General features: G+C 66.7%; 15 protein-coding genes and 3 tRNA genes. 7 read left to right on the top strand and 11 right to left on the bottom strand.

Features of this window, described 5'->3' with window-relative positions; translation table 11 throughout:
- Positions 1-27: 27 nt before the first annotated feature.
- The 4 genes from METFAM1_RS0102025 to METFAM1_RS0102010 all read right to left on the bottom strand — a co-directional run bounded on the left by METFAM1_RS0102025 (position 28) and on the right by METFAM1_RS0102010 (position 4,821).
- On the bottom strand, positions 28-1,758 hold the full coding sequence (locus METFAM1_RS0102025) for a fumarate reductase/succinate dehydrogenase flavoprotein subunit (protein WP_019917844.1): 1,731 nt from the start codon (positions 1,756-1,758) through the stop codon (positions 28-30).
- Between the two features lie 86 nt (positions 1,759-1,844).
- The gene (locus tag METFAM1_RS0102020) at positions 1,845-2,624 is read right to left on the bottom strand and encodes a GntR family transcriptional regulator (protein WP_019917843.1); all 780 of its coding nucleotides are present in this window, start codon (positions 2,622-2,624) and stop codon (positions 1,845-1,847) included.
- Positions 2,625-2,751: 127 nt separating this feature from the next.
- Positions 2,752-3,582, bottom strand: a complete 831-nt coding sequence (locus METFAM1_RS0102015; protein ID WP_019917842.1) for a sulfite exporter TauE/SafE family protein — start codon at positions 3,580-3,582, stop codon at positions 2,752-2,754.
- A 228-nt stretch (positions 3,583-3,810) separates the two neighbouring features.
- The gene (locus METFAM1_RS0102010; RefSeq protein ID WP_019917841.1) at positions 3,811-4,821 is read right to left on the bottom strand and encodes a YeiH family protein; all 1,011 of its coding nucleotides are present in this window, start codon (positions 4,819-4,821) and stop codon (positions 3,811-3,813) included.
- Positions 4,822-4,921: 100 nt separating this feature from the next.
- Between METFAM1_RS0102010 and METFAM1_RS0102005 the strand changes: the two genes are divergently transcribed.
- The 3 genes from METFAM1_RS0102005 to METFAM1_RS0101995 all read left to right on the top strand — a co-directional run bounded on the left by METFAM1_RS0102005 (position 4,922) and on the right by METFAM1_RS0101995 (position 6,514).
- Complete coding sequence (locus METFAM1_RS0102005) at positions 4,922-5,827, top strand: LysR substrate-binding domain-containing protein (protein WP_019917840.1); 906 nt, start codon at positions 4,922-4,924, stop codon at positions 5,825-5,827.
- Positions 5,828-5,934: 107 nt separating this feature from the next.
- Positions 5,935-6,195 (top strand): ribbon-helix-helix domain-containing protein, encoded by a 261-nt coding sequence (locus tag METFAM1_RS0102000; protein WP_019917839.1) that lies wholly within the window; start codon positions 5,935-5,937, stop codon positions 6,193-6,195.
- Between the two features lie 4 nt (positions 6,196-6,199).
- The gene (locus METFAM1_RS0101995) at positions 6,200-6,514 is read left to right on the top strand and encodes a type II toxin-antitoxin system RelE/ParE family toxin (RefSeq protein WP_019917838.1); all 315 of its coding nucleotides are present in this window, start codon (positions 6,200-6,202) and stop codon (positions 6,512-6,514) included.
- A 326-nt stretch (positions 6,515-6,840) separates the two neighbouring features.
- On the opposite strand, the gene purL is transcribed toward METFAM1_RS0101995, so the two are convergent.
- Both purL and METFAM1_RS0101985 read right to left on the bottom strand, forming a co-directional pair.
- Complete coding sequence (gene purL, locus METFAM1_RS0101990) at positions 6,841-10,809, bottom strand: phosphoribosylformylglycinamidine synthase (protein WP_019917837.1); 3,969 nt, start codon at positions 10,807-10,809, stop codon at positions 6,841-6,843.
- An 89-nt stretch (positions 10,810-10,898) separates the two neighbouring features.
- Complete coding sequence (locus METFAM1_RS0101985) at positions 10,899-11,303, bottom strand: hypothetical protein (protein ID WP_019917836.1); 405 nt, start codon at positions 11,301-11,303, stop codon at positions 10,899-10,901.
- 306 nt (positions 11,304-11,609) lie between these two features.
- Here METFAM1_RS0101985 and METFAM1_RS0101980 point away from each other — a divergent pair, with 306 nt between their 5' ends.
- The 4 genes from METFAM1_RS0101980 (at position 11,610) to METFAM1_RS0101965 (ending at position 17,980) form a co-directional block, all read left to right on the top strand.
- The gene (locus tag METFAM1_RS0101980) at positions 11,610-12,482 is read left to right on the top strand and encodes a tetratricopeptide repeat protein (RefSeq protein WP_027490990.1); all 873 of its coding nucleotides are present in this window, start codon (positions 11,610-11,612) and stop codon (positions 12,480-12,482) included.
- 5 nt (positions 12,483-12,487) lie between these two features.
- On the top strand, positions 12,488-13,051 hold the full coding sequence (locus METFAM1_RS0101975) for a DNA-deoxyinosine glycosylase (RefSeq protein ID WP_024300381.1): 564 nt from the start codon (positions 12,488-12,490) through the stop codon (positions 13,049-13,051).
- The gene (locus METFAM1_RS0101970; protein WP_019917830.1) at positions 13,048-14,142 is read left to right on the top strand and encodes a calcium/sodium antiporter; all 1,095 of its coding nucleotides are present in this window, start codon (positions 13,048-13,050) and stop codon (positions 14,140-14,142) included. The genes METFAM1_RS0101975 and METFAM1_RS0101970 overlap by 4 nt, the downstream gene beginning before the upstream one ends.
- 121 nt (positions 14,143-14,263) lie before the next feature.
- On the top strand, positions 14,264-17,980 hold the full coding sequence (locus tag METFAM1_RS0101965) for a response regulator (protein ID WP_019917829.1): 3,717 nt from the start codon (positions 14,264-14,266) through the stop codon (positions 17,978-17,980).
- Here METFAM1_RS0101965 and METFAM1_RS0101960 read toward each other — a convergent pair.
- The 5 genes from METFAM1_RS0101960 to pgsA all read right to left on the bottom strand — a co-directional run bounded on the left by METFAM1_RS0101960 (position 17,977) and on the right by pgsA (position 21,167).
- Positions 17,977-20,031 (bottom strand): extracellular solute-binding protein, encoded by a 2,055-nt coding sequence (locus METFAM1_RS0101960; protein WP_019917828.1) that lies wholly within the window; start codon positions 20,029-20,031, stop codon positions 17,977-17,979. The genes METFAM1_RS0101965 and METFAM1_RS0101960 overlap by 4 nt on opposite strands.
- Before the next feature lie 168 nt (positions 20,032-20,199).
- Positions 20,200-20,275: transfer RNA gene (locus METFAM1_RS0101955), tRNA-Gly, on the bottom strand.
- Between the two features lie 32 nt (positions 20,276-20,307).
- A tRNA-Cys gene (locus tag METFAM1_RS0101950) sits at positions 20,308-20,381 on the bottom strand.
- Between the two features lie 66 nt (positions 20,382-20,447).
- Positions 20,448-20,523 (bottom strand) — tRNA-Gly (locus tag METFAM1_RS0101945).
- 71 nt (positions 20,524-20,594) lie between these two features.
- A complete protein-coding gene (gene pgsA / locus METFAM1_RS0101940; protein WP_019917827.1) occupies positions 20,595-21,167 on the bottom strand; it encodes a CDP-diacylglycerol--glycerol-3-phosphate 3-phosphatidyltransferase in 573 nt (190 codons plus the stop codon).
- Positions 21,168-21,172 lie beyond the last annotated feature (5 nt).

The raw sequence follows: 21,172 nt of genomic DNA, 5'->3' as shown, positions 1-21,172 counted from the left end.
AACTCCTTGATGAATGTGTCGGTGGAATCAGGCGGCTTCGGCGTTGCGGGCGACGCGCAGGCGCTGATAGGCGCTGCGTTCCTCTTCGTCGATCGGCACGATGTAGGGCTCGATCGGCTTCTTGCGCATCTGCATGCGGCCGTCCTCGCCCTTGCTCAGCAGCGTGTGGCAGAACCAGTTCTCGTCGTCGCGCTCGGGGTGATCGACGAAGTAGTGGTAGAGGCCCCAGCGGCTCTCGGTGCGGAACAGCGAGGCACGCGCGGCCATTTCGGCGCAATCGAGGATGGAATGCGCTTCCATCGCGCGCATCAGTTCGTGCGGGTTGGAGGCGAACATGGCTTCGGTGTCCTCGCGGATTTCGTCGAAGCGGCGCAGCGCGATTTCGTACTTGCGAGTGATCTTCGGCGGCTGCAGGTAGTCGTTCACCAGGCGGCGCGTCTTGTATTCGATCTGGAAAGGCGTAAGGCCGTCGGTACGGCCGAGCGGCGCCAGGATGCGCGCCTCTTCTGCCGCCACGTCGCCGGCGCTGACCGCACCCAGGCCATGCTCGGCGCAATAGGCGGCGGCGTTCTCGCCGCACAGCCGGCCATAGACGAAGGCACCCAGCATGTAGTTGTGCGGCACGCTGGCGCAGTCGCCGGCGGCATACAGGCCGGGCACCGAGGTCGCGCCGCGCGCGTCGGTGTGGATGCCGGACGCGCTGTGGCCGCTGCAGAAGCCGATCTCGGAGATGTGCATCTCGACCATCTGCTTGCGGTAGTCGTTGCCGCGCTTTTCGTGGAAGCGGCCGCGGCTCGGGCGTTCGTTGGTGTGCAGGATGTGCTCGATCTCGCTGATAGTCTCCTCGGCGAGGTGGTCGAGCTTGAGGAAGACCGGGCCGTTGCCGCCTTCGAGTTCGTTGTAGAACTCCATCATCATCTGGCCGCTCCAGTAGTCGCACTCGATGAAGCGCTCGCCCTTGGAGTTGGCGGTGAAGCCGCCGAACGGACCGGTCACGTAGGCACAGGCCGGACCGTTGTAGTCCTTGATCAGCGGGTTGATCTGGAAGCACTCGAGGTTGGCCAGGTCGGCGCCGGCGTGATAGGCCATCGCGTGACCGTCGCCGCAGTTGGTCGGGTTCTCGTAAGTGCCCATCAGGTAGCCGGAGGCCGGCAGACCGATGCGGCCGGCCGCGCCGGTGCTGAGCACCGCCGCCTTGGTGCGGATGACATAGACGTCGGCGGTGCGGCAGTCGAAGCCCATCACCGCGACCACTTCACCGCTTTCGCCGGTCAGTACGCGGGTGACGACGACGCGATTGGTCACCTCGACGCGCGCCTTCTTCAGCTGGCGGTAGAGGATCTTCTTCATGTGGTGACCTTCGGGCATCGGCAGCACGTAACTGCCCAGGTGATGCACCTTGCGCACCGCGTAGTCGCCGGTTTCGTCCTTCTCGAACTTGACGCCCCAGCGGTCCAGTTCGTTGATCATGTCGAAGCTGTTGGCGGCGTAGGCCATCACCGCTTCCTGATCGACGATGCCGTCGTTGGCGATGGTGATTTCCTTGACGTACTGCTCCGGCGTCGCGTGCCCGGGAATGACGGCGTTGTTGAGACCGTCCATGCCCATCGAGATGGCGCCCGAACGCTTCACGTTGGCCTTGTCGATCAGCAGCACGCGCAGCTTGGGGTTCTTTTCCTTGGCCTTGACTGCGGCCATCGGGCCGCCGGTACCACCGCCGATGACGACGAGGTCGAATTCCATGTCGATGCGTTTCATGTTCTCTCCTTGATTTGGGGCTGCACTGTCGCGCCAGGGCGCGCCGTTGCGAACGAAGAATTCCTGCGTTGCTTTCCAGCGGTGGATCAACTTCGGTCTATGCGCAGGCGGTACTGGAAGGCATCGCCGCGGTAGTAGAGGAATTCGAAATCGATGGGCCGGTCGTCGGCCCAGGTCAGGCGCTCGATGCGCAGCAGCGGCGAGGCCTCGGCGATGTCGAGATGACGGGCCAGCGACTCGTCGGCGGAGATCGCCTCGATCTGCACGTCGGCGTGCGTGAGGTTGCGGCCGAGGTCGTTTTCGAGAATGACGAAGATGTCGCGCGTGGCCAGGTCTTCCTGGGTCAGCCGCTCGCCGATGTCCGGCGGGAAGTAGCTCACGTCGACCGAGATCGGTTCGCGGTTCAGGTAGCGCAGGCGCTGTATTTCGAACACCGGCGCTTCCGGCTTCAGCTGCAGTCGCTGCGTCACCACGGCGCTGGCGGCGACCTGTTTCGCGCTGAGCAGCAGCGAGTAGGTTTCGTAGCCGGAGGTGGACATCGCCTCGCCGAAACCCTGCAGCCGCGACAGACTCTGGAAGGCCTTGGGCTTGGCGACGAAGCTGCCCTTGCCCATCACCTTGAAGATGAGCCCCTCCTTCTGCAGGTCGCCCAGTGCCTGCCGTATCGTGATGCGGCTGACATCGAATGCCGACATCATCTGGCTCTCCGACGGCATCTGCGAATGCGGCGGGTAACTGCCGTCGAGAATGCGCCGGCGCAGGATTTCGCGGATCTGCGTGTACAGCGGCATCTGCGATACCGGCGACAGCGCGTCCTCGACCTCCGCCGCGCCCGCGGGCGCGATCTGCTTGCGGTGGGGTGCCATGTTCGAGCTCCTGTTCAAGAACCTGTTATGACGGGTCATGTCATGCAAAGTCAGTGCCAATTTTTTCGCTCCGCACAACACGTTCAGAAATCGTTGATTTGACTGCGATTTTCGACGAAAGACCGGTTCAGAACCGGCTGTCGGATGCACCGCATTGCTGCACCGCCACAGTGCCCTGCACCAGTGCGACCGCATGCACCGGCCAGGCCGCGAGCGCACCGGTCGCCATCAGCAGGCACAGCACGACGCGACGGAAATGCCGCGGATCCAGCCACCGGTAGAGCCGCTCGCCGATCAGTCCGCCGCCGTGAAAAAGCGGCGCCAGCAACAGCCCCTGCAGCAGCAGCGACAGCCCGAACAAGCCGGACAGCACGATGGCGATCAGCGCCAGCGGATAGAGGCAGCCGAAATAGACGAGGAAGCTGGCGCGCGCCCGGTGGCTGTCGGTTTCCACGCCCAGCAGATAGAGAATCGCCGGCGGTCCGCCGACACCGCCAAAGCCGGTCAGCACGCCGCTGAACAGACCCGCTCCGAGGGATCCAGCATGACTGCGACCGCGCACCAGCCGAACGCCGGTCAGCAGCACCGCAGCACTGGCGATCACCGCGACGCCGATCACCTGACCGAACAGCCGCGCCGGCAGGACGCTGACCAGCCACAGCCCGAGTGGAATGCCGGCACAGGCCGCACCGAGCATGGGCAGCAGCACCCGGTGATCGACCAGCCGGCGCACCGACGGCGCCAGTGCATGCGTCAGCGGCAGCGCGTTCAGCAGCGTCACGATGCACAGCGTGTCGCGCGCCGACGCCACCGTTGAGAGCAGTGGCGCCATCAGCAGCGCCGCGCCGAAGCCGGTCATGCCGCGCAGCACGCCGCCGGCGATCACCGCGCCGGCAATCACCGACCAGCTCGCCAGCGCGCGGTCCGGCCACAGCGTGTTCAGCAGCGAAGCATCCAATCGGTTCTCCCCGGCGGGACGGACCGCCTGCGAATTCGGCAGCGCCCGCACCCAACCTGTCATGACAGGTCATGTCGAGCAAAAGCCGGACCAGCTCGCGCACGTGCAGCGCACCCGTCGTCAAACCCTTTGCGGTCGAGGCTTCCGTGGGTGCGCAGCCGTTCATGCGCAGCACTACGACAGCCCGGCACGGTGCGCCGGCCTCCGCGATGCCCTGCTTGCGTGCGTTCATGCCAGTGCTCCGAGGCTGACCAGACCGAAGCCGGCAAGCAGCAGCCACAGCCACAGCAGTGCCGCCAGTGCCCACACGCGCCAGCCGGCCTGCGCCATGTCGGCCAGCCGGGTGTTGGCACCGAGCGCCGCCAGACCGACGGCGAGCAATGCCTGGGCCGTTTCGGCGCCGGCCGCCTGCAGCCATGACGGCAGCAGTCCGGACGCGTTGAGCGTAATCATCGCGACGAAGCCATACAGAAAGAGCGGCACGCCTGGGCTGCGCAGCGTCGTGGCGCCCGGCGCACGCAGTCCGGCGGCGATCACCATCACCACCGGCGCCAGCAGCATCACGCGCATCATCTTTTCGACCAGCGCACCGGCCGCCGCCTCGGGTCCGGCCGCCGCTGCACCGGCAACGACATGGCCGAGCTCATGCACGGAAAGACCGACCCAGAGGCCGAAGGACAGATCGTCGAGACCGCTCAGAGGCCGCAGCAGCGGCAACAGATACATGCCCAGCGTGCCGAACACGACCACCGCCAGCACCGCCGCCGAAACATGGCGCGCGCGCGCACCGATCACGCTGTCGGCAGCCGCCACCGCCGCCGCACCGCAGATCGCGCTGCCGCAGCCGATCAGCACCGCCGCCTGGGTGTCGAGACCGAGCCGGCGTCCCAGCGTCAGGGCCAGTGCCAGCGTGCTCAGCACGATGACCAGCGCCATCGCCAGCCCGCTCCAGCCCACGCTGCCCAGTTCGTCGATGCCGATGCGCAGGCCGTACAACGCGATGCCGGCGCGCATCAGCGTGCCGCGCGCCAGACGGAATCCGTCGGCGCCGCGCGTCGGCAGCGCAGGCCACAGATTGCCGACCACGATGCCCAGCGCCACCGCCAGTGGCAGCCAGCCGAAGCCGTGCGCCGACACGCCCGGCACGGCGGACAGCGCCGCCGCGGCAGCCGCAACGGCCACCGACGCGACGAGGCCGGTCGGCAGGCTGGAAGCAGTGAGGGCGGTGGTCGAATTCATGGATGCGTCGCGGGCTGCAAGAAAGTGAGTGCAGCGTAAGCGGCGCGCCATTCATTCTTCTATATCATGCAAATCACTGATCGATTACCTTGGGTAATGCATGAACCTGCATCTTCTGCGCATCTACGTGAAGGTCGTCGAGGTCCAGAGCTTTTCGCGCGCAGCGGAGGCGCTGGACATCACGCAGCCCGCCGTGTCGAAAGCGGTGCGCGAACTCGAATCCCAGCTCGAAACGGTGCTGCTGGACCGCCGCGGCAAGACCTTCCGGCCGAGTGAATCGGGTCGGGCACTCTATGAATACGGGCGCAGCATCCTGGCGCTCGAACGAGAGGCGACCGAAACCATCCGCGCCTACAGTTCGCTCGAACGCGGGCGGCTCACGATAGGCGCCAGCACCACCATCGCCACCTACTGGCTGCCGTCTTTCCTGGTCGATTTCCACGCCCGCCACCCGCAGGTCGAACTGCAGGTGATCAGCGGCAACACCCGGCAGATCGCCGACTTGCTGCTCGATTGCCGGGTCGACGTGGCGCTGGTCGAAGGCGACGTGGACGACGCGCGGTTGAACCGCCGCATCTGGCGGCGCGACGAAATGGTCATCATCGCGCCACGCGACGCCGAACTGCCGCCAGGTGGCGCGCTGCGCCCGGCCGATCTGGCCGACCACAGCTGGATCGTGCGCGAACGCGGTTCCGGCAGCCGTGCCGCCACCGACCGCGTGCTCGACGAAATGGGGCTGACGCCAGCGCGCACGATAGAGGTGGGCAGCAACGAAGCCATCGTGCAGACCGTGGCCGCCGGCCGCGGTCTGGGCATGGTGCCGCGCATCTGCGCCCGCGACCAGCTGGCGCTCGGCCGCATCCGTCGCCTGCATCCGGGCGGCGCAGCGATCCAGCGCACGCTCTACCGCATCCGCCTGCCCGAGCGCCCGATCAGCCCCGCCGCCCTCGCCTTCGAGGCGCTGATCGCGGACGCACAGGCGATGGCCGAGGAAGGAAAGACCTGAGCGCCTTGCACAACCGATCAGCGCAAAGCGCATAAAAGGTCATCCAACGCTTGCCGCTGTATTCAACTTTGAGTAACTTGAACACAAGATTATTTCAGGAGTCAGCCATGTCGCGGACGACGACCACCACCATGACGGTGCGCCTCAGCGGAGCGCTGAGCGAATTCGTCGCCGCCAACGTCGGTGAGCACGGCGACTACGAAAACGTAAGCGAGTACGTGCGCGACCTGATCCGTCGCGACAAGGCACGCAAGGAGCAGGATGCCTTCGAGCGCTTGCGGGCCGAACTTGCCCACGCCTTCTCGGCGCCCGAGTCCTCCTATCAACCCTTGACTGCCGCCGAGGTCATCGCGCGCAACAAGGGCTGAGGACGTGACCAAGGTCCTCGTTCAGGAGGCGGCATCCTGGCGGATCGACGAAATCTACCGCTACACGCGCGATCGCTGGGGTACCGAACAGGCCGACCGCTACATCACCGGTCTGTTCGAGGCATTCGACGGCATCGCCACCCGTCGCACAGCGTCCCGGCCCATCCCGGCCGACTTCGGCATCGAAGGCTATTACTTCCGTTACGAACGGCACTTCGTCTACTGGCGCGTGCTCGCGAATGGTGACATCGGTATCGTCACCATCCTGCACGAGCGGATGCACCAGATCGACCGCTTCAGGGACGATTCGGGCTCATGAGCGTAAAGGGGGAACCGCTCTTCCACTCCAGATTGCGTCCTCGCACATCGGTATCTCGGGCTCAGATTTGATCGACTACAGGCGTTTGTCAACGCCGATCACTCCGCTTCTCAGGTTCCGCCTTCTCGATGCGCCATTTCCCAATAACGGCCATGGAGTCCACGGAACCGACCGCGAAATCGAGAAGAACGAGTTCGAGCGCGAGTGACGTTCAGCAGCCCTGCTGAACTCGTCCTCGGCGCGGTCCAGTGAAGTACCGTGCTGAAGTAGCCGCGAAAAGAAGAAGCCGGCTCGCGGCCGGCTTTTTCACTGCATCGACGTGTGGATCAACCCACCCACACCCGCGCATTCCTGAACATGCGCATCCACGGGCTGTCTTCGCCCCAGTGCGCCGGATGCCAGCTCATCTGCACCGTGCGGAACACGCGTTCCGGGTGCGGCATCAGGATGGTGACGCGGCCGTCGTCGGTGGTGACCGAGGTGATGCCGGCCGGCGAGCCGTTCGGGTTGCGCGGGTAGCGCGTGGCGATGGCGCCGTCGTGGTCGATGTAGCGCATCGCGACCTGCGCCAGCGACTGCGCCTGTTCGTCGTCGAACACCGCGCGGCCTTCGCCGTGCGACACGACGATGGGCAGCTTGGAGCCGGACATGCCGCGGAACAGGATGGACGGCGAATCCGCCACCTCGACCATGGTGAAGCGCGCTTCGAACTGCTCCGAGCGGTTGCGCTCGAAGCGCGGCCAGTGCGCGGCGCCCGGGATGATGTCGCGCAGCTGGCTCATCATCTGGCAGCCGTTGCAGACGCCCAGTGCGAAGGTGTCTTCACGGTCGAAATAGGCGGCGAAGGCGTCGCGCAGTTCCGGGTGGAACAGGATGGACTTGGCCCAGCCGGAACCCGCGCCCAGCACGTCGCCGTAGGAGAAGCCGCCGCAGGCCGCCAGGCCCTTGAAGTCGGCCAGCTTGACGCGGCCGGCCATCAGATCGGACATGTGCACGTCCTGCGCGTCGAAGCCGGCGCGGTCGAAGGCGGCCGCCATCTCGACCTGACCGTTCACGCCCTGCTCACGCAGGATGGCGATGCGCGGGCGCACACCGCGGCTGATGTAAGGTGCTGCGATGTCCTCCTGCGGCTCGAAGGTGAGCGCCGCAAACAGGCCGTTGTCAGCCTTGTCGTCGAGCAGCGCGAATTCCTCGCGTGCGCAGTCGGCGTCGTCGCGCAGCAGTGCAATGCGGTGGCTGGTTTCGGTCCATGCCTTCTGCAGTTCGGCGCGCGGCTCGCTGAAGATGACCTTGGCGTTGTGCCAGAGGCGGATTTCGTCGCGGTCGTTCGGGCTGCCGATGCCGTGCGTGACGCCTGAAAGACCCGCCTCGCGCAGGATGTCCATCACCTGCGAGCGCTGGTCCACGCGGATCTGGATCACCGCGCCCAGTTCTTCGGCGAACAGCGCCGTGAAGGTGCGGTCGTTGAAACGGCCGCGCACCGCGTCCGGCTTCTTGGCCAGCGAATCGACATCGACCAGCAGCGGGTCGTAAGCCAGCGTGTCGAGATTGATCGACAGGCCCACTTTCGATGCGAAGGCCATTTCGCACAGCGTGGCGAACAGGCCGCCGTCCGAGCGGTCGTGATAGGCCAGCGCCAGACCGGCGTCGCGCAGGCGGTTGATCGCCGGCAGGAAGCGGCCGAGCAGCACGGCGTCGGCGTCCGGCGCGTGTTCGCCGACCACGCCGTAGGCCTGCGCCAGCGCCGAACCGCCGAGGCGGTTCTTCATCTGGCCGAGGTCGAGCAGCAGCAGTTCGGTATCGATTTCCGGGTCGATCAGCAGTTGCGGCGTCAGCGTCTTGCGCACGTCCTCGACGCCGGCGAAGGCGGTGATGACCAGCGACAGCGGCGACACCACTTCCTTCTGCGCCTCACCTTCAGTCCAGCGCGTCTTCATCGACAGGCTGTCCTTTCCGACCGGAATCGCCAGGCCCAGCGCCGGGCAGAAGTCGAGCGCCACCGCCTTGACCGTGTCGAACAGCGCGGCGTCCTCACCCTTGTGGCCGGCCGCTGCCATCCAGTTGGCCGACAGCTTGATGCGCTCGAAACTGCGCACGTCGGCGGCGACCAGATTGGTGATCGCCTCGCCGATGGCCATGCGGCCGGAAGCCGGGCCGCTGAGCAGCGCCACCGGCGTGCGTTCGCCCATCGCGAACGCTTCGCCGCGGTAGCCGGTGAAGCTTTCGGTGGTGACGGCGACGTCGGCCACCGGCACCTGCCACGGGCCGACGAACTGGTCGCGCGCGGTGAGACCGCCGACCGAGCGGTCACCGATGGTGATCAGGAAGGATTTGCTCGCCACCGCCGGCATGCGCAGCACGCGGTAGGCGGCGTCCTTCAGGTCGTAGCCGGCGACGTCCATCGGCGGCGCGTAGGCCGGACGGCGCTGCACCGTCCGGTGCATCTTCGGCGGCTTGCCGAGCAGCACGTCCATCGACATATCGACCGGCTTGCTGTTGAACAGCGGATCGGCCACCGTGAGCTGGCCGTCGGGCGTCGCTTCGCCGAGCACCGCGAAGGGGCAGCGCTCGCGTTCGCACAGCGCGCGGAATTCATCGATGCGCTCAGGGGCGATCGCCAGCACGTAGCGCTCCTGCGATTCGTTGCACCACAGTTCGGCCGGGCTCATGCCCGACTCTTCGCTGTGGATGGCGCGCAGATCGAACCAGGCACCGTGACCGGCGCCGTGCGCCAGTTCGGGCAGTGCGTTCGACAGGCCGCCGGCGCCGACGTCGTGCACGGCGAGGATGGGGTTGTCCTCCTGCATCTGCCAGCAGCGGTCGATCACTTCCTGCGCGCGGCGCTCGATCTCAGGGTTGCCGCGCTGTACCGACGCGAAGTCGAGGTCGGCGGTATTGGTGCCGGTGGTCATGCTCGACGCCGCTCCGCCGCCCAGGCCGATCAACATGGCCGGGCCGCCGAGCACGATGAGCTTGGTGCCGGCCGGGAACTCGATCTTCAGCGCGTCACGCGCGGCGATGTTGCCGATGCCGCCGGCGATCATGATGGGCTTGTGATAGCCGCGCATCTCGCCCATGAAGGGCAGTTCGAAGGTGCGGAAGTAACCCGCCAGATTGGGGCGGCCGAATTCATTGTTGAAGGCGGCCGCACCCAGCGGGCCGTCAATCATGATCTGCAGTGCCGAGGCGATGCGCTCCGGCTTGCCGTAGAGCTCGCCGTCGACACGCTCCCACGGCTGCTCGAAGCCGGGGATGTTCAGGTTGGACACCGAGAAGCCGGCCAGACCGGCCTTGGGCTTCGCGCCACGGCCGGTCGCGCCCTCGTCGCGGATTTCGCCGCCGGCACCGGTGGCGGCGCCGGGGAAAGGCGAAATCGCGGTCGGGTGATTGTGCGTTTCAACCTTGGCCAGGAAATGCATCGGTTCGGAATGCCAGCCCCAGCGGCCATCGCGGTCCGGGTAGAAACGGTCGACCGGCGCCGTGGTGGCGCCCTCGATCACCGCTGCATTGTCCGAATAGGCGACCACGGTGTGCTGCGGCGTGGCGCGATGGGTTTCGCGGATCATGCCGAACAGGCTCATGTCCTGCGTCGCGTAGTCGATGTTCCAGCTAGCGTTGAAGATCTTGTGCCGGCAGTGCTCGGAATTGGCCTGCGCGAACATCATCAGCTCGACGTCGGTCGGATCGCGGCCCAGCTTGGTGTAGGCGTCCAGCAGGTAATCGATTTCGTCGTCCGACAGCGCCAGGCCCAGTTCGACGTTGGCGCGCTCCAGCGAGCCGCGGCCGTCGGCCAGCGACACGCTGACCAGCGGGCGTGGTGCGACGTGGCTGAACAGCGCCTCGGCGTCGTCGAGCGAGCTCAGCACCGATTCCGTCATGCGGTCGTGCAGCAAGCCCGCCAGCGCGGCACGCTCGGCCTCGTCGGGGCCACCGCCCAGCAGACCGCGCGCCAGTTCCAGCTCGTACAGCACGCCGCGCTCGATGCGCTGCACGCCGTCCAGCCCGCAGTTGCGGGCGATGTCGGTTGCCTTCGACGACCACGGCGAAATCGTGCCCAGACGCGGCGTCACCAGCAGGGCATCGCCTTCGACGGCGGCTGCCGGTTGCGCATTGAGCAGCGCACACAGCTTGTTCAGTTCGTCAGCCGACGGCTGCGCCGTACATTCAACGAAGAAATACTGGGTAGCGGTCAGCTCGCGCAGCTTGGGAAGCGCAGTGCGGCATTCGTCGGACAGGCGCGCCAGACGCGCGGCGGAGTATGCGGGCGAGCCGCAGAGCTTGAGGAGATGGGCCATGAAAGGACAGCGGGGAAGTGGGCCGCGCACCTGTGTGCGCGGATAAAACCCGATTATACGGGTTCGCCCCGCCCGCTGCCCCTGCGTGCTTACTGCTGGAAGCGGGCCTTGGCCTGCTCGACGCACGCATCCTTGGCGTTGCCGCTCATTTCATTACAACGTGCCTTGGCGGCCGCGTATTGGGCTTCGAGACGGTCCTCCGCCGTGTCGGCCCGCGCCTCCCCGGCCTTGCGCTTCACTTTGGCGTCGGCCATGGCAGATTCGCGAGCGGCCTTGGCTTCCTTGACGCAGGTCTTCTTGGCGCTCGAATCCAGCGCATCGCAGCGGGTTTTCGCCGCATCGTAATCCATGTCGGCGCGCTTCTTCGCCGCGTCGTACTGGGCCTCGGTCTGCGCCTCGATGCGGTCTTCGACGTCGGCGGATGCCGCAGGCAGCGAGAACGCGGTCAAGGCGATCGAACACAGTACGGTCAGCAATCGGGCTTGAGTCTTCATTAGGCACTCCTTATTTCGTTTGATGAAAGCCCCGGCAAACGAGGCAGTCGGATGTTTCAGAGGCAGCACAAGCAGGGCCGCGCCCCGATGACTTCAGCCTAGCCCCGGCGGCACTGGCGGCGCGTAAGACGTCGCGGCGCGCCATGTAGGAGAACACCACCCGCGGCTGTCGGACGCGCCGAACTGGCGGAACACGCCCGCTTCGCAATAGCATCTGCACCTGCGGCATGCTCGGCCGGTCACTGCACCGGGACACCGACCGGCGTGTCGGCCGGCGAGCGCCGCGCGAAAAGGAGCCGAAGCACGATGTCCGCAGTTGTCCCCCAACCCGATGTGATCGACGCGAACCTGACCAACTTCCAGCGCGACGTGATCGACGTATCGCAGCGCATGCCGGTACTGGTCGACTTCTGGGCGCCGTGGTGTCAGCCCTGTCGCACCCTGACCCCCAGACTGGAGGCGCTGGCCGCCGATTACGCCGGCCGGGTGCGTCTGGCCAAGATCAATTCCGACGACAACCCGGAACTGGCGCGCCGTTTCGGCGTGCGCGGCATCCCCAATGTGAAGGCCTTTGTCGGCGGCGTGGTGGTCGACGAATTCACCGGCGTGCTGCCGGACCGCGAACTGCGTGACTTCATGGACGCGCTGCTGCCCTCGCCCGCCCTGTCCGCTTTCGAAGAGGCGCAGGCCGCACTCGCCCGCGGCGACGCCACCGCCTCGCTCGGCCTGTTCCAGGGCGCGCTGGCCATCGACCCCGGCTTCGAACCGGCGGTGCTCGGTCGGGTCGAGGCGCTGATCGCGCTCGGCCGTCTCGACGACGCCCAGTCCGCACTCGACGCACTGCCCTATGAGCAGGAAGACCGCGCCCGCATCGGCACGCTGTACGCGCGCATCGCCATCGCGCGCCGCCAGCCGGGCGATGGCGACGAGAACTACGCCGCCCGCATCGCCCGCAACCCGGGCGACCTGAGCGCCCGTCTCGCCTTCGTTGCAGAGCTCGCCGCGCGCGAACAATGGGAAGAAGCGATGGAACAGGCGCTCGAAGTGGTCCGTCGCGACCGCAGCTTCGAGGACGACGCCGGTCGTCGCGCCCTGCTCGACCTGTTTGCGCTGCTTGGCTCGAACGACGAACGGGTACGCCGCTACCGGCGCGAGCTGGCCGCGGTACTCAATCGCTGATCGCCGTGAACGAGCGGGTGCGTTGCTTTCCGCCGGTGGCCGATCCCGACACCGCGCGCATCCTGATACTGGGCTCCATGCCCGGCGTCGCCTCACTGGCCGCACAGCGCTACTACGCCCATCCGCGCAACCAGTTCTGGCCCATCATGGGCGCGCTGTTCGGCGCCGGTCCCGACCTGCCCTACGCCGAGCGGCTGCGCGCACTGACCGGCGCCGGCATTGCGCTGTGGGACGTGCTGGAAAGCTGCGAGCGCGCGGGCAGCCTGGACGCCGCGATCGACGTCCGCAGCGCGCAGGCCAACGACTTTGCCGCCTTTTTCGATGCGCACCCGGGCATCGTGCGCATCGCCTTCAACGGCGGCACGGCAGAAAAGCACTTCCGTCGCGACGTGATGCCGCATCTGCGACCCCCTGTGCGGGCGCTGGATCTGCTGCGCCTGCCCTCGACCAGCCCTGCGCACGCGGGCATGGGTGCGCAGGAAAAACTCGCGCGCTGGCGCGCGGCGCTGCAACCCCTGTGCGCGTCTGCGGTCGAAGCGCCGCTTTCAACCGACATCGTTCACACATGACCACCCTGCTCCTGTTCGCGCTCGGTCTGGGCGCACTGATCGCCGGCGCCGAACTGCTGGTGCGCGGCGCCTCGAAACTGGCCCTGTCCTTCGGCATCTCGCCGCTGGTGGTCGGCCTCACCATCGTCGCCTTCGGCACCAGTTCGCCGGAAATGGCGGTGTCGGTGCAGTCGGCCTGGGCCGGCAAGACCGATATGGCGGTCGCCAACGTGGTGGGCAGCAATATCTTCAACGTGCTGTTCATCCTCGGACTGTCGGCGCTGATCACGCCTTTGCTGGTCGACAAGCAGCTGATACGGCAGGAAGTGCCCATCATGATCGGCGCCACGCTGCTGTTCGCCGGCCTGACGCTGGATGGCGGCCTGTCGCGTACCGAGGGCGGTCTGCTGTTCGGCCTGCTGATCGCCTACACCGCCTTCCTCATCGTGCAGAGCCGCCGCCAGAACGCCGGCTTGGGCGAGGAATACGCGGAAAGTCTGCACAGCGAGGAGATCGCTGCCCACCCCGAAGCCTGGGACGCCAAGCTGCCGGTGCAGCTTGCCCTGATCGCCGGCGGTCTGGGCCTGCTGGTGCTCGGCTCCAACCTGATGGTCGACGCCGCCATCGTGTTCGCCCGTCATCTGGGCATCAGCGATACCGTGATCGGTCTGACCGTGGTCGCCGCCGGCACCTCGCTGCCTGAGGTCGCCGCGTCGATCACCGCGGCACTGCGCGGCCAGCGCGACATCGCGGTCGGCAACGTGGTCGGCAGCAACACCTTCAACCTGCTGGGTGCGCTCGGCCTGTCCGCCGTGGTCGCACCGGACGACCTGGCGCTCGGTTCGGCCATGCTGTCCTTCGACATTCCGGTCATGGTGGCCGTCAGCCTCGCCTGCCTGCCCATCTTCGCCACCGGCAACCTGATCGCGCGCTGGGAGGGTGGCCTCTTCTTCGCCTACTACTGTGCCTACACGCTGTATCTGATCCTGGCCGCCAAGGACCACGACGCGCTCGCCGACTACGCGTTCGTGATGCAGACCATCGCGCTGCCACTGACGGCGGTGACGCTGATCGTCATCAGCGTGCGCCACTGGCGTCGCCACCGGAGCTAGCCCGGCCGTACTTCGGCGGCGCGCATGCCGTCAGCGTCGCGCAAGCAATCCGCAGGCATACTGGACAGATGAGCCGATCGACGCCATTGCCGACCGCACGCCGCACAGGTGCATGTGAACGATGACGCTTCGCCGACCGACATCGATCGCAGGACTGCTGATCGTGCTCATCGTCACCACCGTGTCGGTGCTGCTGGCAGCGGTCGGCGCGCTGGCCTATCGCGCGTACAGCGTCGCCGAGCATGGAGAATTCGAGCGCTCGATCGAGTTGGCCGCCGATCAGCTCGCGGTCGGACTGGCGCCGGCGGCGTGGAATCTCGAATACGAGCAGGTGCGCAAGCTGATGGAAAGCCGCATGCGCGACCGCTCGATCTATGGCGTCGTCGTGCAGCTGGACACCGCACGTTTCGCACTGCAGCGCAACCAGGACTGGGAACTGCAGTCGGTCGATGGCGACATCGACAGCAAGGGCCTGTTCGTTACCGAGCAGCCGGTGAGCTTCGGCGAACAGCGGATCGGTCAGGTACGCGTCATCGGCAGTCCGCGCTTCGTCGACCAGGATCTGCGCAGCGCACTGGCCACCATGGTGCTGTTCACCGTGCTGCTCGATGTGGTGCTGACGCTGGCGCTCTATATCGCGCTGCAGCGCATGGTGCTGCAGCCCCTGCGCCTGGTCGAGCGCCATGCCGACGAAGTGGCGCGGCACGGTCGTTCCACCACCGCGCTGGGCGATCTGAGCTTCCTCGGCGAACTGCACGGCCTGACCAAGTCGGTCGACGCCATGGTGACGCAACTCGAAGCGCGCAATGCCGAGCTCGAGCGCTCGAACGAGCGCTTCCGGCGAGTGATCCGCCTGCTGCCGCTGCCGATCAGCCTGTTCGATCGCGACGGCCGCATCCTGTACGTGAACGACTGCTTCGTGGACACCTTCGGCTACACGCTCGACGACATTCCGGACGCGCACACCTGGTTCGGACTGGCCTATCCCGACCCGACCTATCGCGCCGAAGTCCTGCAGACCTGGGGACAGGAACTGGTGAGCGCCCAAGGCGCGTCCGGACTGGTGCGCGCCCGTCCCTACGTGGTGACCTGCAAGGACGGCAGCCGCAAGATCGTCGAGATCGGCGGCATGCTGGCCGACGACCCCAACATCACGGTGCTCAACGACATCACCGACCGCACCCGCGCCGAAGAGGAACTGGCGCGCCACCGCGATCATCTGGAAGAACTGGTATCCAGCCGCACGGCTGAGCTCGAAGCGGCCAATCGGCGGCTGGAGGAAACCCAGTTCGCGCTCGATCATGCAGGCGTCGCGATCCAGTGGATCGACGCCGCCAGCGGCTGTTTCAGCTATGTGAACGATCACGCCTGCACGCTCTACGGCTACCCGCGCGAACGCCTGCTCGGCATGCCGGCACACAACGTGATCGACGACTTCACAGGCGCACGCCTGAGCGCGCTCGAACCGGCGCTGCGCGCGCAGGGCCAGGCACGGATAGAGGCCGATGCGCGGCGCGGCGACGGTCGCGTCGTGCCGGTCGAGATCGGCATCTATTTCGATCCGCCGGCTGGCGGCGGTGCGGCGCACTACATCGCCTTCTCGATCGACATCACGCCGCGGCGGGAAGCGGAAAAAGCCCTGATCGCCGCGCGGCTCGCCGCCGAAAGTGCGGCGCAGGCGCGCAGCGAGTTCCTGGCCAACATGAGCCACGAAATCCGCACGCCGATGAACGCAGTGATCGGCATGACGCGGCTGGCGCTGCAGACCGAACTGACCGCGAAGCAGCGCAATTTCGTGGCCAAGGCCAACGCGTCGGCGGTCGCGCTGCTGGGCATCCTGAACGACATTCTCGATTTTTCGAAGGTCGAGGCGGGCCAGATCACCATCGAATCGGTGCCTTTCCGGCTGGACCGCGTATTCGAATCGCTGCTGTCCGTGGTGTCGCTGCGCGCCGAGGAAAAGGGCCTGGACCTGCTGTTCGACGTCGCGCCCGACGTACCCCCGGTGCTAGTCGGCGACCCGCTGCGCCTGGGCCAGATACTGACCAATCTGGCCGGCAACGCGATCAAGTTCACCGAGCGCGGCGAGGTGCTGGTGTCGTGCCGCGTCATTGCGCGCGAAAGCCAGCACGCGACGCTGGCCTTCGGCGTGCGCGATACCGGCATCGGCATGACTGCCGATCAGCTGGGCGGCCTGTTCCGCCCCTTCATGCAGGGCGACACCTCGATTTCACGGCGCTTCGGCGGCACCGGTCTCGGCCTCGCGATCAGCCGGCGCCTGGCCCAGCTGATGGGCGGCACTCTGAGCGTGCACAGCGTGGAAGGCCAGGGCAGTACCTTCACCTTCACCGCACGCTTCGAAACCGGCGAGCTGCCGGACAGTGCCCTGCGTACGCTGCCGTCGGCACTGCACAAGCGTCGCGTGCTGGTGGTCGACGACAATCCGGAAGCGCTGCAGATCCTTTGCCGCGACCTCGAACACCTGGGACTGAGCACCGAGCGCGCGCAGTCAGGCCCGCAAGCGCTCGAACTGCTGCGCAGCCGGCCACCGTTCGCGCTGCTGGTGTGCGACTGGAAGATGCCGGGCATGGACGGCATCGAACTGATACGCCGCGTGCAGTCGTGCGACGATCTCGCGCATCCGCCGGCCGTCGTCATGGTGAGCGCCTATGGCGCGGATGACCTGCAGCATGCCGGCGCCGGTCTGGCCATCGCCGGAGTGCTCACCAAGCCGGCCAGCACCTCGTCGCTCTACGCCGCCATCGTTTCGGCGCTCGGTCATCAGGTCGCCGCCGAGGGCGGCAGTGGCGACGCCCCGGGCAGCTTCCGCAGCGACGCGCTGCGCGGACGCCGCGTGCTGCTGGTCGAGGACAATCCGATCAACCAGGAACTGGGCGTTGAAATCCTGACCGGCGCAGGTGTCCAGGTCACTGTCGCGGAGAATGGTGCCGAAGCATTGCGACGGCTCGACGCGGAGCCCTTCGACTGCGTGTTGATGGACGTGCAGATGCCGGTGATGGACGGACTCGAAGCGACGCGTGAAATCCGCCGTCGCGAGCGGCTCAACAAGCTTCCTGTGATCGCGATGACCGCCGGTGCAATGCCCTGGGAACGGGAACAGACACGTGCGGCCGGCATGGACGATCACGTGACCAAGCCGGTCGATGTCGACGAACTGCTGCGCACGCTGACTCGCTGGCTGGGCAGCGTGCCGCCGGCCGAGCCGGCAGCGGACAGCGCTGCACAGTCGGCCGGCTCCGCGCCGCTGCTCGACACCGCTGCCGCGCTGCGCAGCATGAACGGCGCAATGGCGACCTATCGACGCGTGCTAGGCATGTTCCTCGAAAGCGCGGACGCTGCGCAGAGGCAGATGAAGCAGGCGTGGGTCGGTGGCGACTTCGATGCCCTCGGACAGCTGGCGCACCGGCACAAGGGCAGCGCGGCGGCGGTCGGCGCACGTGCCCTGACTGCGGCGCTGGGCGATGTGGAAATCGCCTGCCGCGGTGGCGATGCGGCTGCGATCGATGCCGCGATGACGGACTGCACGCCGGTGTTCGTCGCCACCGTCGAAGCGATGAAGACGCAGGCAGGCGCCGGATCGGCCGCACCTCCGTCGGCTGACGAGCTGGACAGGCTGCACGCCCTGCTGAGCAGCAACGACAGCGACGCCCAGGACGCGATCGCCCATCTGCTGGCGCGCCCCCAGCCTGCCGGCATCCTGCCAGCACTGCGGCAGATGTCGCGTGCGATGGAGCGCTATGACTTCGACGCCGCCCTGCTGCAGCTGGCGCAGTTGCGTGCCGCGATCAGCGCTGGCGAAGCGGACGCGGGCGGCTAGGGCTTCAGGTAACCCGAATCGCGCATCAACCGCGTCACCTCGGCCTGCGATCTGCGCAGCGCGGTATCCACGTCCTGCTCGCCCTGCAATGCACGCGCCAGCTCGGTGCCGACGGCATGACCGATGGCAGGAAATTCCGCGATGCCGACCCACTGCACGCCGCTGTAGTGGCGCCCCGGCAGTCGCGTGTGCGAGCTGGCGATGGCTTCGTTCACGAAACGCGAGAAGGCCGCGGCGTCGCGATAGCCGGGTGCATCGTAGGTCGACTGCCGGGTGCCCGGCGGCACCGTGACCCAGCCCCGGCGCGCCGCCACCAGACGAACGTAATCGGCCGACGTCGCCCATTCGACAAAGCGGCGTGCCAGCGCCTTGTTCGGCGACGATTCAGGCACCGCAAGCGACCACACCCACAGCCAGTTCGCGCCGTCCCGGACGCGCTCGACCGGCGCCGGCGCAAAGCCGAGGCTGGCGGCAACCGACGAGGTCCGCGGATCGAACAGCATGCCGGCCGCCACCGTGGCATCGATCCACATCGCGCAGCGGCCGCGGGCGAACAGGTCGAGCGTTTCCGGAAAGCCGTTGAGGTGCGCGTCGGGCGGTCCGTAACGGCGCAGCAGATCGACGTACAGCGACGCCGCCTCGCGCCACGGTGCGCTGTCGATTTCCGGTCGCCACAGCGGGTCGAACCAGCGGCCGCCGAAGGTATTCACCATGGTCGTGAGCACCGGCACGTTCTCGCCCCAGCCGGGGCGCCCGCGCAGGCAGATGCCGTAGATGCCCTTGGCCGGATCGTGCAGCCGCGCCGCCAGCTGCCGGATTTCGTTATAGGTCGGCTGCGCCGGCATGACGAGGTCGGCGGCGCGGAACAGATCGCGCCGGTAGAAGGTCATCGAGCTCTCCGCGTAAAAGGGCAAGGCATACAGCTCGCCACTGAAAGACAGGCTGTCGCGCACCGGCGCCAGCAGGTCGCCGACGCGGTAGGCGGCCGGCAGATCGCGGAAAGGCGTGAGCCAGCCGCGCGCGGCCCACAGCGGCGCTTCGTAGGAGCCGATGGTCATCACGTCGAACTGGCCATCGGCAATCGCCAGATCGGTCATCAGACGCGTGCGCAGCGAGTTCTCGTCCAGCACCCGCCATTCGATCTGCACGCCCGGGTTCTGGCGCGTGAACTCGGCGGACAGCGACTTCAGCAGCAGCATGTCCGGATTGTTGACCGTGCCCACCGTGATCACGTCGCGCCCCGAGGCCTGTGGCTTGCGCACGCTCAGTCCGTGCCGCATCAGGATGTCCTCGACGCGCCCTTCGCGCACCAGTGCCGACAGCCCGCGGTTGAAGTCGGCGCGCAGCCGCTCGTGCCGCGGCGCGCGCCGCGAGAAGGCGACATGAAAATCGCTGCGGAACAGCGGTGGCCGCAGGAATTCGAGCTGCCCGATCAGGTGCGGCCGGTGCAGGATCATCAGATCGCTGGCGCGGAATTTGTCGACCACCATCAGATCGATGCGGCCCAGCGCCAGCTTGTCGAGATTCTGCAGATCGCGATCGACGTACTCGCGCTTGAGGAAATCGGCGCCGTCGAAGGCGGCCGACACCGATGCGCCACGCACTGCGCCAAAGCGCAGGTGCGACAGCTGGCGCAGCGTGTCCAGCGGTCGTGTAACCGCGTCGGCCGGATAGGGAATGGCGAGCGACCGCTTCTTGAGCAGGCCGCCGTTGGCGCCGGGAAACGGCGCCGACAGCACGAACTCGCTCTCCAGCGAACCGGTGTCAGGCGCCGGCAGCAGACCATCGACCTGCCCCGATGCGGCGACGCTGCGCGCGCGCGCCGGCGGATAGAAGCGGATATCCACCGTGTAGCCGACGCGCTCAAACGCGCTACGGACAAGCTCTGCAACATAGCCCTCGCGTGCGTGCGTCGGACCGATGTACGGCGACAGTTCGGCAGCGACCAGGCGGACCGTGCCCGCCGCGCTGGCCGCGGACGCGCCGAAAGACAGCGCGAGCAGGCAAGGCAGAAAGACGCACAGGAAAAAACGGGACTTGAGCGGACGCACGGATGCTGCACCTCATGCCTGAGCATAGCGGCCCAGCATATCGCGCCGCTGGCGGGGACGCATCGACATTACGACACGCCCGCGCGCGCGGCAGGCGTCATACAGGGGAGGTGGCGGGTCTGAAAAGCAGAACGGGGACGCCTCGAAAGGCGTCCCCGTTCTGGGTGTTGGAGCGGGAAACGAGGCTCGAACTCGCGACCTCAACCTTGGCAAGGTTGCGCTCTACCAACTGAGCTATTCCCGCGTATCGGCACTTGCGTACCGACCGAATTGTCCTGGAGGCGAGGGTCGGAATCGAACCGGCGTCCACGGCTTTGCAGGCCGCTGCATGACCACTCTGCCACCTCGCCGGTGGTGCAGCCCGGTCAGGGGCTGCAAATAAAAAGGGGAAGAAGAACTTCCCCTTTTTCAAATCTTGGAGCGGGAAACGAGGCTCGAACTCGCGACCTCAACCTTGGCAAGGTTGCGCTCTACCAACTGAGCTATTCCCGCAAGACAGGCGCGCATTATAGGCCTGCCGAAAAAGCTGTCAACACTTCGCGCCGAAGATTTTTGCGGCGCGCTCAGATCGCCTTGCGCGCACGCAGTTCGGGCCATGCCTTTCGCATGTAGTACACCATGGACCACACGGTGAGCACCGCGGCGATCCAGATCAGCTTGCCGCCGATGAAGCCGACGTCGATGCCGAACAGCGGATCGAAGTACAGCAGCATCGGGATGGCGATCATCTGCGCCGTCGTTTTCACCTTGCCTATCATCGACACGGCGACGCTGCGCGCCGCCCCCACCTTGGCCATCCATTCGCGCAAAGCGGAAATGGTGATTTCGCGACCGATGATGATGAGGGCGATGACGGTGCTGGTGCGGTCGAGCTCGACCAGCATGATCAGGGCTGCCGCCACCATCAGCTTGTCGGCCACCGGGTCGAGGAAAGCACCGAAGGCGGACGTCTGGTTCAGCGTGCGCGCGAGGTAGCCGTCGAGCCAGTCGGTGATGGCCGCGATGACGAACACGACGGTCGCGATCAGGTTCTTGTCCGGCATCACCAGCGTCTGGTCAGGCAGGAAGAAAACGCCGACGAACAGCGGAATGAGCAGGATGCGCGCCCAGGTCAGCGCGGTTGGCAGCGTAAACATGTGCC

The sequence above is a fragment of the Methyloversatilis discipulorum genome (assembly GCF_000527135.1).
Lineage (GTDB): Bacteria > Pseudomonadota > Gammaproteobacteria > Burkholderiales > Rhodocyclaceae > Methyloversatilis > Methyloversatilis discipulorum.
The sequence above is the reverse complement of the archived record's forward strand: the minus strand, read 5'-3'. Positions and strand labels throughout refer to the sequence as shown.